Source organism: Vibrio coralliilyticus (assembly GCF_024449095.1).
Lineage (GTDB): Bacteria > Pseudomonadota > Gammaproteobacteria > Enterobacterales > Vibrionaceae > Vibrio > Vibrio coralliilyticus_A.
In genome coordinates this window covers 213,242-228,756 of sequence record NZ_CP024627.1, presented here as the reverse complement: position 1 = coordinate 228,756, position 15,515 = coordinate 213,242, and the positions used below count along the sequence as shown (strand labels likewise).

General features: G+C 46.2%; 13 protein-coding genes. 7 read left to right on the top strand and 6 right to left on the bottom strand.

What is annotated here, in order from left to right:
* The first annotated feature begins 5 nt into the window (after positions 1 to 5).
* Positions 6 to 746 (top strand): capsule biosynthesis GfcC family protein, encoded by a 741-nt coding sequence (locus tag CTT30_RS01060; RefSeq protein ID WP_252035814.1) that lies wholly within the window; start codon positions 6 to 8, stop codon positions 744 to 746.
* Entirely contained in the window at positions 746 to 2,935 is a 2,190-nt protein-coding gene (locus tag CTT30_RS01055) for a YjbH domain-containing protein (protein ID WP_252035812.1), read from the top strand. The genes CTT30_RS01060 and CTT30_RS01055 overlap by 1 nt, the downstream gene beginning before the upstream one ends.
* A gap of 38 nt (positions 2,936 to 2,973) precedes the next feature.
* Here CTT30_RS01055 and epmA read toward each other — a convergent pair whose 3' ends face one another.
* The gene (gene epmA, locus CTT30_RS01050) at positions 2,974 to 3,945 is read right to left on the bottom strand and encodes an elongation factor P--(R)-beta-lysine ligase (protein WP_252035810.1); all 972 of its coding nucleotides are present in this window, start codon (positions 3,943 to 3,945) and stop codon (positions 2,974 to 2,976) included.
* A gap of 392 nt (positions 3,946 to 4,337) precedes the next feature.
* Between epmA and frdA the strand changes: the two genes are divergently transcribed.
* From frdA to CTT30_RS01025, 5 genes are all read left to right on the top strand, one after another.
* Positions 4,338 to 6,155, top strand: a complete 1,818-nt coding sequence (frdA, locus tag CTT30_RS01045; protein ID WP_239866964.1) for a fumarate reductase (quinol) flavoprotein subunit — start codon at positions 4,338 to 4,340, stop codon at positions 6,153 to 6,155.
* On the top strand, positions 6,155 to 6,919 hold the full coding sequence (locus tag CTT30_RS01040; protein ID WP_239866966.1) for a succinate dehydrogenase/fumarate reductase iron-sulfur subunit: 765 nt from the start codon (positions 6,155 to 6,157) through the stop codon (positions 6,917 to 6,919). The genes frdA and CTT30_RS01040 overlap by 1 nt, the downstream gene beginning before the upstream one ends.
* Position 6,920: 1 nt before the next feature.
* Positions 6,921 to 7,304, top strand: a complete 384-nt coding sequence (frdC, locus tag CTT30_RS01035) for a fumarate reductase subunit FrdC (RefSeq protein ID WP_252035808.1) — start codon at positions 6,921 to 6,923, stop codon at positions 7,302 to 7,304.
* A 12-nt stretch (positions 7,305 to 7,316) separates the two neighbouring features.
* Positions 7,317 to 7,694 carry a fumarate reductase subunit FrdD gene (frdD, locus tag CTT30_RS01030; RefSeq protein ID WP_239866970.1) on the top strand — a complete coding sequence of 126 codons (378 nt, stop codon included), beginning with the start codon at positions 7,317 to 7,319 and terminating at the stop codon, positions 7,692 to 7,694.
* Between the two features lie 127 nt (positions 7,695 to 7,821).
* Positions 7,822 to 9,159 (top strand): IS4 family transposase, encoded by a 1,338-nt coding sequence (locus tag CTT30_RS01025; RefSeq protein WP_252046617.1) that lies wholly within the window; start codon positions 7,822 to 7,824, stop codon positions 9,157 to 9,159.
* A gap of 46 nt (positions 9,160 to 9,205) precedes the next feature.
* On the opposite strand, the gene hslU is transcribed toward CTT30_RS01025, so the two are convergent.
* The 5 genes from hslU to priA all read right to left on the bottom strand — a co-directional run bounded on the left by hslU (position 9,206) and on the right by priA (position 15,450).
* A complete protein-coding gene (hslU, locus tag CTT30_RS01020; protein ID WP_239866972.1) occupies positions 9,206 to 10,540 on the bottom strand; it encodes an ATP-dependent protease ATPase subunit HslU in 1,335 nt (444 codons plus the stop codon).
* 38 nt (positions 10,541 to 10,578) lie between these two features.
* Positions 10,579 to 11,124, bottom strand: a complete 546-nt coding sequence (hslV, locus tag CTT30_RS01015; RefSeq protein ID WP_239837981.1) for an ATP-dependent protease subunit HslV — start codon at positions 11,122 to 11,124, stop codon at positions 10,579 to 10,581.
* A gap of 205 nt (positions 11,125 to 11,329) precedes the next feature.
* Positions 11,330 to 11,878 carry an SPOR domain-containing protein gene (locus CTT30_RS01010; protein ID WP_252035804.1) on the bottom strand — a complete coding sequence of 183 codons (549 nt, stop codon included), beginning with the start codon at positions 11,876 to 11,878 and terminating at the stop codon, positions 11,330 to 11,332.
* A gap of 115 nt (positions 11,879 to 11,993) precedes the next feature.
* The gene (gene cytR / locus CTT30_RS01005) at positions 11,994 to 13,001 is read right to left on the bottom strand and encodes a DNA-binding transcriptional regulator CytR (protein WP_239837977.1); all 1,008 of its coding nucleotides are present in this window, start codon (positions 12,999 to 13,001) and stop codon (positions 11,994 to 11,996) included.
* A 247-nt stretch (positions 13,002 to 13,248) separates the two neighbouring features.
* Positions 13,249 to 15,450, bottom strand: coding sequence for a primosomal protein N' (gene priA / locus CTT30_RS01000; protein WP_252035802.1), 2,202 nt, complete (start codon positions 15,448 to 15,450; stop codon positions 13,249 to 13,251).
* Positions 15,451 to 15,515 lie beyond the last annotated feature (65 nt).

The following is a 15,515-nucleotide window of genomic DNA, read 5'->3' as shown; positions in this document are numbered from 1 at the left end:
ACTTAATGACACGTGGTTTTATATTTTTATTAACTTTGAGTTCTTTCGCAAACGCTATTGCCGCTAACGTCACTGTTGAACTTCCCAGTGAGCAAATCGTGATGGATTATACTGCTCCGATTCGTTTAGAAAGAGCCCTCGCTGACACCATAGAGCATAGTCAGAGAAATACTCCTTTTAGCTATCCGATCAATAACGCTCTATTCAACTTGGATAAACAAAGAGTTGCCAACAACAAAAAACAATCGGCACTGAATCTGATTGATAAACTCAAACAACAAGAAGCCGAACTGTATGAAAGTCTAGGTATTTTACGCGAGCAAGTTAAGACTTGGCAGGTAGGTTATCGAGAAAACCTCTCATTGGATCTCGACTTCGTTCGTCTCACTCCTTCTGCCAACCCTATGCTAACTGGCCACTATCAATTCGAATACCCAGAGCGGCCGACAACTATCACCCTAGAAGGACTGTTTTTCAGTCCGACGATGTCTGAAGTAAAACCCGATTGGACAGTGAAAGATTACTTATCAACATCCAAAGTACTTTCCAGCGCAAATAATAGTCATGCTTGGGTGATTTACCCAGACGGTCACTACAAACAAGTCGGTTTCGCTTACTGGAACGATGAAAAAACACCTCTGCCTCCAGGCTCTAGCATCTTCCTAGGGTTTAACAATCCATCCAAAGAACTCTCTCAACTTGAGCAAGAGATCGTCTCTCTGATTGCCTGGAGAAGAAATTACTAATGAAACTTAATCCAATCACAGCGCTATTTCTTTCCCTTGGTTTCGTTTCCATCAGTCAAGCAAGTGATAATCTCAAAGTCTCTCAAACGGATTTTGGTGGCGTCGGGCTAATGCAAATGCCTTCTGGACGCATGGCTGAAGAAGGTGAGTTCAACATAGGTGTCAGCATTAACGATGACTACCAACAATATACAGCATCAATTCAGTTGATGAGCTGGCTCGAGTCTACCGTCCGCTACACACGGGTACCCGATCTATTGTTTAGCAGCGATCCTGCCTATAGTGGAGATAATTTATATACTGATAAAGGAATCGACTTCAAAGTCCGCCTTTGGCAAGAGGGGTTCTGGCTACCTGAGACGTCAGTTGGGGTTCGTGATTTTGGCGGAACAGGGCTATTTGACGGTGAATTTGTTGCCGCCACAAAACGCTTTGGCAGTGTAGACATCACCCTAGGGCTTGGCTGGGGCTACCTAGGCCAACGCGGCAATGTGACCAACCCTTTCTGTAAAGCAAGCGATGAGTACTGTAATCGTGACAGTGACTTTAAAGGTACCGGTGGTAGTGTCGATTATGAGCGCTGGTTTAAAGGCCCTGCGGCGATATTTGGCGGTTTGGAGTATCAAACGCCTTACGCGCCACTTCGTTTAAAGCTGGAATACGACGGTAATGATTATACCCAGGACTACCCTGTTGTTCGCGCTGGTAAGCCTCTGCCTCAACATACTCCGTGGAATATAGGGGTTAACTATCGTTTAGGAGATTGGGGGGACGCCAAAGTCAGCTATCAACGTGGCGATACCATCACTTTTGGGATTAATCTCTACACCAACTTCAATGAGATGAAAGCAACATGGCGTGATGAGCCTAGACAAGCAATCAATAACACTGATACCCCTAATCCAGATTGGCAATCGGCAGCAAAACAGATTGAGTCAAACGCAGGCTTTGAGCAAAACTCTGTTACGCTTGATGGCGATACCATCATCGTCAAAGGCCAGCAGAAGAAGTACCGCGACAGAGAAGAAGCGCTTGACCGAACCGCAGCAATTTTGTCTAACCACTCAAACGACTTGATTCGTGTATTTAAAGTCGTTGAACAACAAGATGGTATGAACCTTAAAGAAACCACCATCGATAAACAGAAATACCTCACTGCGGCGAATTACTTATCAACTGAAGCAAAGGTCAAAGACAGTTTTGAAGAATTAGAGCCTAGCAATAATATTGCCAATGCACCTGCTGAAGAAAATAAGGAGCGTTGGGATTATGGCTTAGAGCCAGTGCTAAAACAAAGCATCGGAGGCCCTGAGTCTTTCTACTTGTACAGTTTAGGCATCAGCGCCAACTCAAGCTACAAGCTAATGGATAACCTCGAGTTCGGCGGTTCTATTATCTTCAACTTAATCGATAACTACGACAAGTTTAACTACGTTGAAAACTCTCCGCATGTAAGGAACTACTCGACACCGAGAGTTCGAACCATGTTCCGCGCCTACGTACATGATAATCCTGTCAGGCTTGACCACCTCCAGCTCACATGGTTTGAGCAGCCATTCGAGCAAGTTTATACCCAGATGTACGCAGGCTATCTCGAAATGATGTTCGCAGGTGTAGGTGGTGAGATCCTATATAGGCCGATGAACACAAACTGGGCGCTAGGCTTTGATGCCAACTTAGTGAGCCAACGTGATCCCGATTCATGGTTTGGCACATACAGCGAAGATTATTTCTTTTATGATGAGGCAAGCTGTAGTGATCCGATCCCTTCCTGCCAAGCATATGTGTTAAGTAAAGGGACAACGGGACATGTGACCGGCTACTATATGCCAAACTGGGATTTCCTCACTGGTACACTTTTCAAAGTCAGTGCAGGCAAGTTCTTGGGAGGTGATATGGGAGCGCGCTTCGATTTTTCTAAGCAATTTAATTCTGGAGTTATCGTCGGTGCATACGCGACCTTTACCGATCTGACAGCAGAAGAGTATGGCGAAGGAAGCTATAACAAAGGCTTCTATATTTCGATTCCTCTGGACATTATGACGATTAAGCCAAGTACCAGTCGCGCTGACATCTCTTGGGAGCCAATTACCCGAGATGGCGGGCAAATGCTGAAGAAACAATACAACCTATTTGAGAAAACAGACGTTCGTTCTCAATGGTATCAACGACCTAGCTCCGTTGAGTAGAATTGGCGAAGGCTGGCAGTGATGCCAGCCTTTTCCTCTTACGCTCTAGGGAAAGGGAATGCGGTTACCTTATCAATATGATCATTATTGGTTGCCAGCATAACTAGACGATCGACACCTAATGCTACTCCTGCGCATCGTGGTAAGCCTGCTTCTAATGCCTTAATCAAATAATGGTCAATGGGTTGTGTGGTTAGGCCCATTTGTTGTCGTTTAACGTTATCTAACTCAAAGCGTTTAAGCTGCTCTTCGGCCCTATCCAGTTCATGGAAGCCATTTGCTAACTCTATTTCTTTAAAATACACTTCAAAGCGATCGGCAACACGGCTGTCTTGGCCGTTTATCTTTGCCAATGCCGCTTGTGAGGCAGGAAAATCGTACACAAAGGCAGGAACTTGCTGACCAATTTCAGGCTCAACACCAATACTAAACAATAGCTGTAGCAAGGTGTCCCTGTCTTGCTCAGGTTGGGCAATATCACTGAGCCCGAGTTTATCAGCAGTCATCTTAAGCTCTTCCATCGTTCCCTCTAAAGGACACACACTTAGCACTTGTAGAAACGCCTGCTGATAGGTCATACGATCTGCGGCTCCAACCTTCAGAATCAGTTGCAGTAGCTCATCCATCTCATCCATCAACTGATGGTGATCAAAGCCAATCCGATACCACTCAAGCATGGTGAACTCAGGGTTGTGATATCGGCCATTTTCTTCATTGCGAAAAGATTTACAGATCTGGTAGATACAGCCACTTCCTGCAGCTAGCAAACGCTTCATATGAAACTCTGGGCTGGTCATTAGATAGAGATTCTTACCTTGAGAATAGCCAGGGCCAACAAATTTGGTTTGAAACGTGTGCAAATGAATATCTGTCACTGTTGCATGACTCATCGCGGGTGTATCAACCTCAAGGACGTTTTTATCCTTAAAAAACTGACGTATCTGCCCAATCAAATCCGCGCGTTGCCTTAACCGTTCAATGCTTGCCGTGGGTTGCCAATCTGCCTGCATAGCTCTTCTCTCGTGACGATGTATTGTGGCGCAAACTATCATCTTTCACTCAAATTGCAAATGAACAGCTCTTAGTCTGAAGCGTTAAAATAACGTACTACAAGAAATAATTCCCCAGCATTAACATTGATGAAATTAATAACAAATCTCACTCGCAACATACCCGTAACAGCGGGTTCTGCAGAGACTTAGAGCTAAAATAGGTTTGCCGTGATAGTAATCACATAACCTGTATTTTCTATGCTCTCATATGCATTACTGGGGAAAAAACCTAAATACATCAACTTTTCCATAACGATACTCTTCTACACTACCCCTACCACTTTTGGGGGAATTCCCTCATTTTATGATAACAAGCGGAACACTCCGCAATTTCACACTGGAGGATAACTGTGCAAACTATCATCACAGATATCGCAGTCATCGGCGCTGGCGGCGCTGGTCTTCGCACTGCTATTGCAGCAGCTGAAGCAAACCCTGATTTAGAAGTCGCACTGATTTCTAAAGTTTATCCAATGCGTTCTCACACAGTCGCAGCAGAGGGTGGCTCAGCAGCAGTTATCAAGGATGAAGATAGCCTAGACAATCACTTCAACGACACCGTTGGTGGTGGTGACTGGCTATGTGAACAGGACGTTGTCGAATATTTTGTAGAAAACGCGACTCGCGAAATGATCCAAATGGAGCAATGGGGCTGCCCATGGAGTCGTAAAGAAAACGGGGAAGTCAACGTACGCCGCTTTGGTGGTATGAAGGTTGAGCGTACATGGTTCGCGGCAGATAAAACTGGCTTCCACATGCTTCACACCCTATTCCAGACATCAATGAAGTACGACAATATCAAACGTTTTGATGAGTACTTTGTGGTGGATCTTCTTGTCGATGAAGGTGAAGTGCAAGGTCTTATCGCCATTCACATGTCAGAAGGTGAACTCGTTACGATTAAAGCTAAGTCTGTTGTTTTAGCAACAGGTGGCGCAGGTCGTGTTTATCACTGTAATACTAACGGCGGTATCGTAACCGGTGATGGCATGGCAATGGCTTACCGTCATGGCGTACCTCTACGTGATATGGAATTCGTTCAGTACCATCCAACTGGTCTTCCAGGAACAGGTATTCTGATGACTGAAGGCTGTCGTGGTGAAGGCGGTATCATCGTTAACAAGAACGGCTACCGTTACCTACAAGATTACGGTATGGGCCCTGAAACTCCAGTTGGCCAGCCAAAGAACAAATACATGGAACTCGGTCCTCGCGACAAGGTTTCTCAGGCTTTCTGGCACGAACAGCAGAAAGGCAACACCATTAAACACCCTCTAGGTGATGTGGTTCATCTAGACCTTCGCCACCTTGGTGAAGAGTACCTGCAAGAGCGTCTACCGTTTATCTGTGAGCTAGCGAAAGCATACGTTAACGTTGACCCTGCGAAAGAGCCGATTCCAATTCGTCCAACGGTACACTACACCATGGGTGGTATTGAAACGAACGGCGAATGTGAAACGCGCATTAAAGGTCTATTCGCGGTAGGTGAATGTGCTTCTGTTGGTCTTCACGGCGCTAACCGTCTAGGTTCTAACTCACTGGCTGAGTTCGTGGTATTCGGCCGTGTTGCTGGTGAACAAGCTGTGAAGCGTGCAGCAGAATTCAAGGGCTGGAACGAAGAGTCTATTGCAGCTCAAGTCAAAGACGTTGAGCAGCGTATCGCAGCACTAATGAACCAAGAAGGCGATGAAAACTGGGCAGATATCCGCACTGAAATGGGTCATACCATGGAAGCGGGCTGTGGTATCTACCGCCAAGAAGATTTGATGCAAGCCACCATAGACAAAATCACGGAGTTGAAAGAGCGTTACAAGCGTATCAGCATCAAAGACAAAGGCAAAGTGTTCAACACTGACCTTCTGTACGCTATCGAAGTCGGTTACGGCCTAGAAGTCGCAGAAGCAATGGTTCACTCTGCGATCCTGCGTAAAGAGTCTCGTGGTGCCCATCAGCGTCTAGATGATGGCTGTACTGAACGTGATGACGTAGAGTTCCTCAAACACTCGCTGGCTTTCTTCCAACCAGATGCAGCGCCAACTATCGACTACAGCAAGGTGACTATCACTAAGTCACAGCCTAAAGCTCGTCTATACGGTGAAGCTGCTGAGAAAGCAGCCGCTGAAGAAGCAGCAAAAGCGGCACAGAAGAACGCAGAGGAGCAAGCATAATGTCAGCAAATCGCATCCAAAAAGTAGAGATTCTGCGTTATGACCCAGAGAAAGACGCAGAACCGCATTTCCAGACCTTTGAAGTGCCATTCGATGAAACTATGTCGACCCTTGATGCACTTGGCTACATCAAAGATAACCTAGATAAAGATCTGTCTTACCGTTGGTCTTGTCGTATGGCGATCTGTGGTTCATGCGGCATCATGGTTAACGGCGTACCAAAACTTGCTTGCAAAAGCTTCCTGCGCGATTACCCAAACGGCGTGAAGATCGAGCCATTAGCAAACTTCCCAATCGAGAAAGACTTGATTGTCGACATGACACCATTCATTGAGCGCCTTGAAGCCATCAAGCCTTACATCATAGGTAACGATCGTAAACCTGAAGACGGCACTAACCTACAAACGCCAGAGCAAATGGCCAAGTACAAGCAGTTCGCTGGTTGCATCAACTGTGGTCTTTGTTACGCTGCGTGTCCGCAATTTGGCCTAAACCCAGAGTTCATAGGCCCAGCGGCACTGACTCTTGCCCATCGTTACAACCTAGACAGCCGTGACAACGGTAAAGATGAGCGTATGTCACTCATTAATGGCGAGAACGGTGCTTGGGGCTGTACCTTTGTGGGTTACTGTTCTGAAGTTTGTCCGAAGAATGTAGACCCTGCAGCTGCAGTAAACCAAGGTAAGGTCGAGTCTTCTATGGACTTCGTGATCTCAATGTTCAAGCCTGATGGCACACCAACAAAGACTACACAGGAGGCGTAAGATGAGTAACCGTAAACCTTACGTTCGCGAGGTAAAACGAACTTGGTGGAAAGATCATCCATTTTACCGCTTCTACATGCTGCGTGAAGCAACGGTACTGCCTCTGATCCTCTTTACGCTCTTCCTAACTTTCGGTTTAGGTTGCTTAGTAAAAGGGCCAGAAGCATGGCAAGGTTGGATTGAGTTTATGGCCAATCCACTTGTAGTCACGATTAACATCGTTGCGCTTGCGGGTAGCCTACTGCATGCTCAAACGTTCTTCAGCATGATGCCACAGGTAATGCCGATTCGCTTAAAAGGTAAGCCAGTGGATAAGAAAATCATTGTGCTTACTCAATGGGCAGCCGTGGCATTTATTTCTCTGATTGTGCTAGTAATCGTTTAAGGAGCTATGACTATGAAACCTAATTTTTCTGTAGATAGAGCTCCTAAGCGTTCTGATGAACCAATTTGGTGGGGACTGTTTGGCGCTGGCGGTACTTGGTTTGCCATGATTACACCAGTGACGATTCTGGTTCTTGGTGTACTTGCTCCATTAGGCATCATCAATGCAGAAGCCCTAAGCTATGAGCGAGTGGTTGATTTTGCCACAAGCATCATTGGCGCTCTATTTATCATTGGTACACTCGCGCTACCAATGTGGCATGCAATGCACCGTGTTCATCATGGTATGCACGACCTTAAATTCCATACCGGTTTGGTCGGAAAAATCGCTTGTTACGCATTTGCAGGCTTGATCTCTGCCCTCGCAGTGATCTTTATCTTTATGATTTAAACAACTGAGTTCTTAGGTGATAAAATAAGCCCGCTCAATGGAGCCAATGTAGATCAGATAAGGATCGGTTGACCGATCCTTATGATGAGAGACAATCGGAAATCTGTTTATAGGTTTCCGATTTTTTATGTCTATTCAACACTTCTTTGCCGATTTCCTTGAAGAAAACCCTGTTGATGTTGCCCAACTCACCACCTTTTCTGAACACATTCCCGATGCGTGGGTAGCTAAAGCAGCCTCACTGTCCGATAAAGCGACTATCCGTCGACGCCGATTACCGAGCGATATGGTGTTGTGGCTGATTGTGGGTATGGCTTTTTTCCGCAATGAACCCATTGCCGAAGTCGCTCGAAGAATGAATGTCTGTGCTGACGGTTTGGCTGATGAAGAGCTATTGGCAAAGAGCGCCTTAACCCAAGCAAGACAACGCTTAGGCAAAGCAGCACCCGAATGGCTGTTTAAGCAATGTGGGAAAACGTGGGGACTTGAGCGATACCCTGATGATACATGGCAAGGCTTACAAGTTTTTGCTGTCGATGGCGCTCTTTTTAGAACGGCTGACACACCAGAATTGAGGGAACATTTTGGCTCTGGAAATACGTCTAGCAACAGACAAACACCTCATCCAGTATTGAGAGTTGTGACTATGATGAATGTTCGCTCTCATGTCATCGTTGATGCGGCGATAAGCCCGTATCGCCGAGGTGAAATTCCTCTAGCGATGCCTTTCATCAACGCTCTACCAGACAACTCAGTGACGTTACTGGATAAAGGTTTTTATGGTGCAGATTTACTCCTTTCTCTGCAAAACAGTGGAATAAATAGACACTGGCTTCTCCCTGCAAGGAAAGGAGTCAAATATACTCTACTGGATGATAAAGAAAGCAGTGACATGCTTGTGGAGATGAAGGTCTCACCGCAAGCTCGTAAAAAGAATCCTCGTCTTCCAGAAAAATGGACAGTCAGAGCCGTCAGTTATGAGGTTCAAGGTAAATCCAAAACGGTGTTTACCTCGCTTCCTAGAGAGCTGTATGACGCTCAATCTGTGGCAGAGCTTTATCATGAAAGATGGGAAATCGAATTAGGTTATCGTGACATCAAGAGCTCAATGCAACACAACGCTTTAGTGTTGAGAAGCAAAACAGTCGAACTCGTCTATCAAGAGCTGTGGGGGTTATTACTTGGTTATAACTTGGTGAGACGAGAGGCTAGTCAAGCTGCCGTTGAACACGGACGCTTACCTAATGAAATCAGCTTTAAGTACGCTTGCCAATTTATAGCCAGCCAGCTCAAAATGATGAGTAAAGCGGAGTCTTTAGGTAACACGCCGAAACGCTTAAAGAGCCTTCGAGGAGATTTATCTATCCTCTTTATAGACAAACGCCCTAAGCCAAATCGGCCTAGGGCGGTAAAAATATCAAAGACCCGATACCCTGTTAATCGCTACGCAGCTCCTCTTAAGTGAACTACGTTGCGCTCAATGGAGCGGGCTTATTACTATCTAAGCGAAGCTAAAGAATAAAACGACTCAGATCTTCATCTTCGACTGTATTGCCCAGTTTGGCTTTTACATAGTCAGAGTCTATCGTCAATTTCGAGCCGGATTTATCCGTTGCTTCAAACGAGATCTCATCCATCAAGCGTTCCATCACCGTATGCAGGCGACGAGCGCCAATGTTTTCCGTGGTTTCGTTAACCGTCCACGCCGCTTCAGCAATTTGAGTAATACCATCCTCGGTAAATTCGATATCCACATCTTCAGTTTTCATCAGAGCAATGTACTGCTCTGTCAACGATGCTTTAGGCTCTGTCAGAATACGTTTGAAGTCATTGCTTGAGAGCGCTTCTAGTTCAACACGAATTGGCAAGCGACCTTGTAATTCAGGGATAAGATCTGATGGTTTTGCCACTTGGAATGCGCCAGACGTAACAAACAAAATGTGATCAGTTTTTACCATACCATGCTTGGTTGAGACCGTACTGCCTTCAATAAGCGGCAGTAAATCACGCTGAACACCTTCGCGAGACACATCTGGGCCAGAGCTTTCACCGCGCTTACAGATCTTGTCTATTTCATCGATAAATACGATACCGTTGTTTTCAACATTAAAGATCGCCTGCTCTTTTAGCTCCTCTTGGTTCACAAGCTTCGCAGCTTCTTCTTCTGTGAGCGCCTTGAAGGCATCTTTAATTTTCAGTTTACGCTTCTTCTTGGTGTCACCCGCTAGGTTTTGGAACATACCCTGCAGTTGGTTGGTCATCTCTTCCATACCAGGAGGCGCCATGATCTCAACCCCCATCTGCGGAGCTGCCACATCGATTTCGATCTCTTTGTCGTCTAGCTTGCCTTCACGTAGCTTCTTGCGGAAAATTTGACGTGTATTTGAAGCACTTTCGTCCTGTTGCTCGTTTTGCCCCCATGCATCTCGTGCGGGTGGTAAAAGCGCATCAAGAACACGTTCTTCAGCTTGTTCTTCAGCACGGAATTTTACTTTTTCCATTGCTTGCTGATGCGTCATCTTGATGGCAACATCCGTCAGATCACGAATGATAGTCTCGACCTCTTTACCAACGTAACCTACTTCAGTAAATTTGGTCGCTTCCACCTTGATAAATGGCGCGTTCGCCAACTTTGCAAGACGGCGAGCGATTTCCGTTTTACCCACACCCGTAGGACCAATCATCAAAATATTTTTCGGGGTAACTTCGGCACGCAAGCTTTCTTCTAGCTGCATACGACGCCAGCGATTACGTAGTGCAATTGCTACAGAGCGTTTCGCATTATCTTGACCGATAATATGGCGGTTCAGTTCATGCACAATTTCGCGAGGAGTCATTTCAGACATAATCAAATTCCTTAAATTGTAGTAGCCACTATCTTGGGTTATTCAGCACTTAATAGAGCTGGAATTTCTAGTTCTTCGATAGTGTGGTGATGATTAGTAAACACACAAATATCACCGGCAATTTTCAATGATTTTTCAGCAATATCACGCGCATCCAGTTCGGTGTTCTCTAGTAATGCGGTCGCTGCAGCTTGAGCAAAATTACCGCCTGAACCAATCGCAATCAGATCATTTTCAGGCTGAACCACATCACCATTACCTGTGATGATCAAAGAGGCAGTCTCATCCGCCACAGCCAATAGCGCTTCTAATTTGCGCAACGCACGGTCACTACGCCAGTCTTTGGCCAACTCTACCGCCGCTTTCGTCAAATGGCCTTGATGCATCTGCAGCTTGCTTTCAAACTTTTCAAACAGCGTGAAGGCATCCGCTGTACCACCAGCAAAGCCAGCAAGCACTTTGTTGTTGTACAGGCGGCGCACTTTGCGCGCATTACCCTTCATTACTGTGTTACCCAAAGATACTTGTCCATCACCAGCGATGACGACTTTGTTGTTACGACGTACAGATACAATGGTAGTCACGAGTAGGGCCTCATAATAGTTTTCATCTTAGTGTTAGAAGATATATGAGGTTAGCTTAAAGGGAATTCAAGGGCAGTCGGTGCTAAGGAACCACGCTTAAAGGAAGCAATGAGCATCAAGATATTGCTACAAGCACGTAGAACAAAATCTCTAGCGAACTTAGGCTCGATACAAGAAAGCGAGCCAATTGGCTCGCTTCATTTATCTACTGACTGTCTTTCCAGATCGCACAAGGTTCAATCTTAGCACGCTGAAGTTTGTGCTTATCTCGTTCTGCATCACGCTTGAACTTATATGGCCCTAACACCACACGATACCATTTGCTGCCCTCTTTCTTGCGGACCTTGCTGTTGATCCCCTGAAAAGCAATATCGAGCTTACGCGCTTCGGCCTGAGAAGCATTGGTGTACGCCCCACACTGCATGATATAAGGGATCTCGGACACCACCTGCTCCTTGGCTGTGACTTCAATCTCACGACTGGGAAGGGATTCAACGTAGTCCCACTTTTCTTCCGGAGGAGGTGGTAACACCTTATCAGCCTTTGGTTTAGGTTTCGGCTTGGTTTGTTGCACAACAGGCTGGGGGGGCTCAGGGTCATTGTTCAATGTATAAAGTCCGTAGCCAAACCCTCCTACCAGCAAAATTGCCAGTAACCCGCTTCGCCATGGCTTTCTTTTGGGAGCCGACTTTTTACGCACGGGTTTGCGCCCGCTGTTACCACGACCGCGCTTTACATAATCTCTATTTGCCACTGCTGTACATCAATGTCTATTACCTCTTTGGCTATGGTAATGCAGTTTGCGCCCTGATTACAGAGGGGAAATGGAAGCGGCGCATCAAAATGCACCGCTGAGGGGAAAGCTATCCTCAGATGACTCGCGGTGGAGCGGCACTTTCTCTGACCACTAACTGAGTTTCCAACAATCTTGAACCTGCTCGAACATCATGTCCTCGCAACAACTCCAACATCATCAACATCGCTTGACGGCCAATTTCGTAGCGCGGCTGAGAAATGGTGGTCAGCGGAGGATCGCAGTACTGAGCAAATTGAATATCATCGAAGCCAACGACTGAAAGATCTTGTGGTACTCGTAAGCCTAATTTCTTCGCTTCCTGAATCGCACCAATGGCCATTGCATCGTTGTGACAGAAAATAGCAGTTGGAGGCTCAGGTAGAGATAGAAGCTGTCTCACTGCTTTTGCGCCATCTTCAAACGAGAAATCACCGTAGATAGTGTAGTTGGGGTTCATCGTGATCCCCGCTCGACGCAGTGCTTGCTGGTAACCTTGGAAACGGAATTGACACAATACAGCTGAGTCCGGCCCAGAAATCTGGGCAATACGTTTATGCCCCATTTGTGTCAGATAGTTCACTGCTTCAAATGCCGATGTCAGGTTGTCAATGTGAACCGTCGGCAATTCCAACTCTGGAGCAAATTCACACGCCATCACCATAGGTGGCAAGTTTTTCTGCTCTGGTTTGCTGACGTCAAATGGCAGATCCGTACCAAGCAGCAACATACCATCTGCCTGCTTAGTAAAGACAAGGTTAACAAAAGAACTTTCTCGTTTTTTCTGCTGACCACTATCTCCTAGCAGTACTATGTACCCATGCTCCATTGCTGCATCTTCTATCCCGCGAATAATCTCTGTGTAGTAGGGATCACAAATATCTGGGATGATAGCAATAATGGTTTTGGACTCATTTCGGCGCAGGTTGCGCGCCAGAGAATTTGGTGAATATCCGGCTTCTAAAACTGCATCTTCGACCCGCTTCCTTGTGGCTGAAGATACTTTTTCCGGGTTCATTAGAGCACGCGATACTGTTGCAGTTGAAACACCGGCCAGCTGAGCAACATCCTTCATTGTCGCCATATATTAATTACCCTCTTTATTTCCTAAACATGGTAGCGCCTAGTGCCACCTAAACCGATTTTGATGAGCTGAAACCCATTCTTATGTTTATTGCCTAGAGCAATCGTTTACCTGTCTTATATCACTCAATTTATTCAATCAAGCTAATCCATAGTTTATTCATTTCGAAACAGAAAGTTACGGGAAGATTAACAAAATTAAACCCCGCAGCGAGACGTGAATCACAATTAAATGAAAAAGATGAAAATCAACTCAGATCTTGCGGCTCAATATCTAAAGACCAGCGAACCTTTTTTGCATTAGGTAGCATTTGGATCGCGGGTTTGGCACTAGCCAGTAGTTTTTGCATCCTTGGGCGAGTTTGCGTCTGCAACATTAGCTGCCAACGGTGCTTACCAGCTCGTTTTGCCAGCGGAGCCGGTGTGGGGCCCAAAACCTGACAATAACCGTCAAAGAGAGGATGAGCTTCCAAGGTATGACGAACCTGACGCAAAAATGCTTCCACGTGTTGGGAGTTATTCGCCTCGGCACGAAACAGTGTCAAATAAGAATAAGGTGGCAGCAGGGCAAATTTACGTTCCTGTAATGCAGTCTCAGCAAAATGGCGATAACTTTTGGTCAGCAGTGCCTGTAACAAACTGTGCTCAGGGTGATGGGTTTGTAGTATCACCTCCCCGGGTTTGCTCGCACGACCGGCACGCCCTGCTACCTGAATAAACAATTGAGCCAAACGCTCTGATGCCCTGAAATCACTGCTGTATAGTGAACCATCAACATCCAGCAATGCTACCAATGTCACATCAGGGAAATGATGACCTTTCGCCAACATCTGAGTACCAATCAATATTTGGTATTTACCGCTACGAATTGCACCTAGCGCTGATTCAAGGCTCCCTTTACGCCGAGTGCTGTCGCGGTCAATCCGTATGGTTTTATATTCAGGAAAGAGCTCACCCAGTTGCGCTTCAAGCTGCTCAGTACCAACGCCCACCGTTACTAAGTTGGATGAACCACACCCTTTACACTGATGAATAGTAGGCTGCTGAGAACCGCAATGGTGACAACGAATTTCATTGCTGTATTGATGGTAGGTGTAATACGCATCACAACGCTTACATTCGGCAATCCAACCGCAATCATGGCACATCAAGGCTGGCGAAAAACCGCGGCGATTGAGAAATAGCATCACTTGATTGCCCGCGCTGAGGTGTTGACGCATTTCAGCAATTAAAGACGCAGATAAGCCACTTTCCAGATACTGGCCTTTTACATCCAACACCTTATTTGTCGTCGGTACAGCATTGCCTGCGCGCGCTGTCAGTGTCAGATGGTGGTACTTGCCTGATAAGGCGTTATGCAGCGTTTCCAACGCAGGCGTTGCTGAGCCAAGAACAATCGGGATTTGTTCCTTATTGGCCCGCATTACGGCGACATCACGCGCATGATAGCGAAGGCTGTCTTGCTGTTTATAAGAAGCATCGTGTTCTTCATCAACAATGATGATGCCGAGATCTGAAAAAGGTGTCAGTAGTGCTGAGCGTGTACCAATTACGATGCCAGCCGCTTTATCACGAGCACTTAACCAAGCATTTAACCGCTCACTGTCATTGAGCCCCGAATGAATAACAGCAACTGGAACTTCAAACCTATGACGAAAGCGATTGATTGTTTGAGGCGTCAGACCAATTTCGGGGACCAACACCAATGCTTGCTGCCCTTTCTCTAGTACTGGCTTAATAAGATTTAGGTAAACTTCCGTTTTCCCTGACCCAGTGACACCTTCTAGTAGAAAGCAGCCAAATCCACTTAAGCTATTGACGGTTGCAATCGCCACAGCCTGTTCTTCATTAAGCTTTGGCTTATCAACATCCGCCTCCACCTGCTGGCTCCAATCGCGAATTTCTGGTTTTCGTTCAACTGACTCAATCCAACCTTTCTCATTTAATCCCTTAAGGACACTGGTACTGATCTCCTCATCAAGAAAATGCTGGTGTGGTACAGGACCAACTTCTAACCTATGCATCACTTTGGCTCGCTTCACAGTTAAACCAGAACCAAGCATTAACTGCTCACGACCAGAAGCGGTTAAACGCCATTCCACCAGCGAAGCAAAATCCGCTTTTTTTCCCTTACGTAACGCACTGGGCATAGCATTGAATAGCGTTTCGCCAAGCGGATAATGATAGAACTGGCTACACCACTGCAGCAACTCATAGAGGCTATCTGGCCAGACAGGCTGAGAGTCCAACACCTGTTTCAGCGGTTTGAGTTTATCAATGCTAAATTCTGATTGATTAACAAGCGCAGTCACCACCCCCACCAAAGTCTGGGGGCCAAAAGGCACAGACACACGTCCACCAATAACAGGGAATAGGTGAGCGGGGATCTGATAGTCAAATTGTTTGTCGAGCGGTACAGGCAAGGCTACTCGGGCAATCGTCGGTCGCATATAAGCTTAAATACAATCAAAGGTACCCAATTAGTCTAAGGGAAAAGCGCTAAACGGGGAAGCAA

What these genes read in the sequence shown, in the direction of transcription:
- epmA (WP_252035810.1), bottom strand. Translation starts at nt 3,945, where the DNA reads ATGCAGGCAGATTGGCAACCCACGGCAAGCATTGAACGGTTAAGGCAA.
- CTT30_RS01055 (WP_252035812.1), top strand. Translation starts at nt 746, where the DNA reads ATGAAACTTAATCCAATCACAGCGCTATTTCTTTCCCTTGGTTTCGTT.
- frdD (WP_239866970.1), top strand. Translation starts at nt 7,317, where the DNA reads ATGAAACCTAATTTTTCTGTAGATAGAGCTCCTAAGCGTTCTGATGAA.
- priA (WP_252035802.1), bottom strand. Translation starts at nt 15,450, where the DNA reads ATGCGACCGACGATTGCCCGAGTAGCCTTGCCTGTACCGCTCGACAAA.
- frdC (WP_252035808.1), top strand. Translation starts at nt 6,921, where the DNA reads ATGAGTAACCGTAAACCTTACGTTCGCGAGGTAAAACGAACTTGGTGG.
- CTT30_RS01025 (WP_252046617.1), top strand. Translation starts at nt 7,822, where the DNA reads ATGTCTATTCAACACTTCTTTGCCGATTTCCTTGAAGAAAACCCTGTT.
- cytR (WP_239837977.1), bottom strand. Translation starts at nt 13,001, where the DNA reads ATGGCGACAATGAAGGATGTTGCTCAGCTGGCCGGTGTTTCAACTGCA.
- hslU (WP_239866972.1), bottom strand. Translation starts at nt 10,540, where the DNA reads ATGTCTGAAATGACTCCTCGCGAAATTGTGCATGAACTGAACCGCCAT.
- CTT30_RS01040 (WP_239866966.1), top strand. Translation starts at nt 6,155, where the DNA reads ATGTCAGCAAATCGCATCCAAAAAGTAGAGATTCTGCGTTATGACCCA.
- CTT30_RS01060 (WP_252035814.1), top strand. Translation starts at nt 6, where the DNA reads ATGACACGTGGTTTTATATTTTTATTAACTTTGAGTTCTTTCGCAAAC.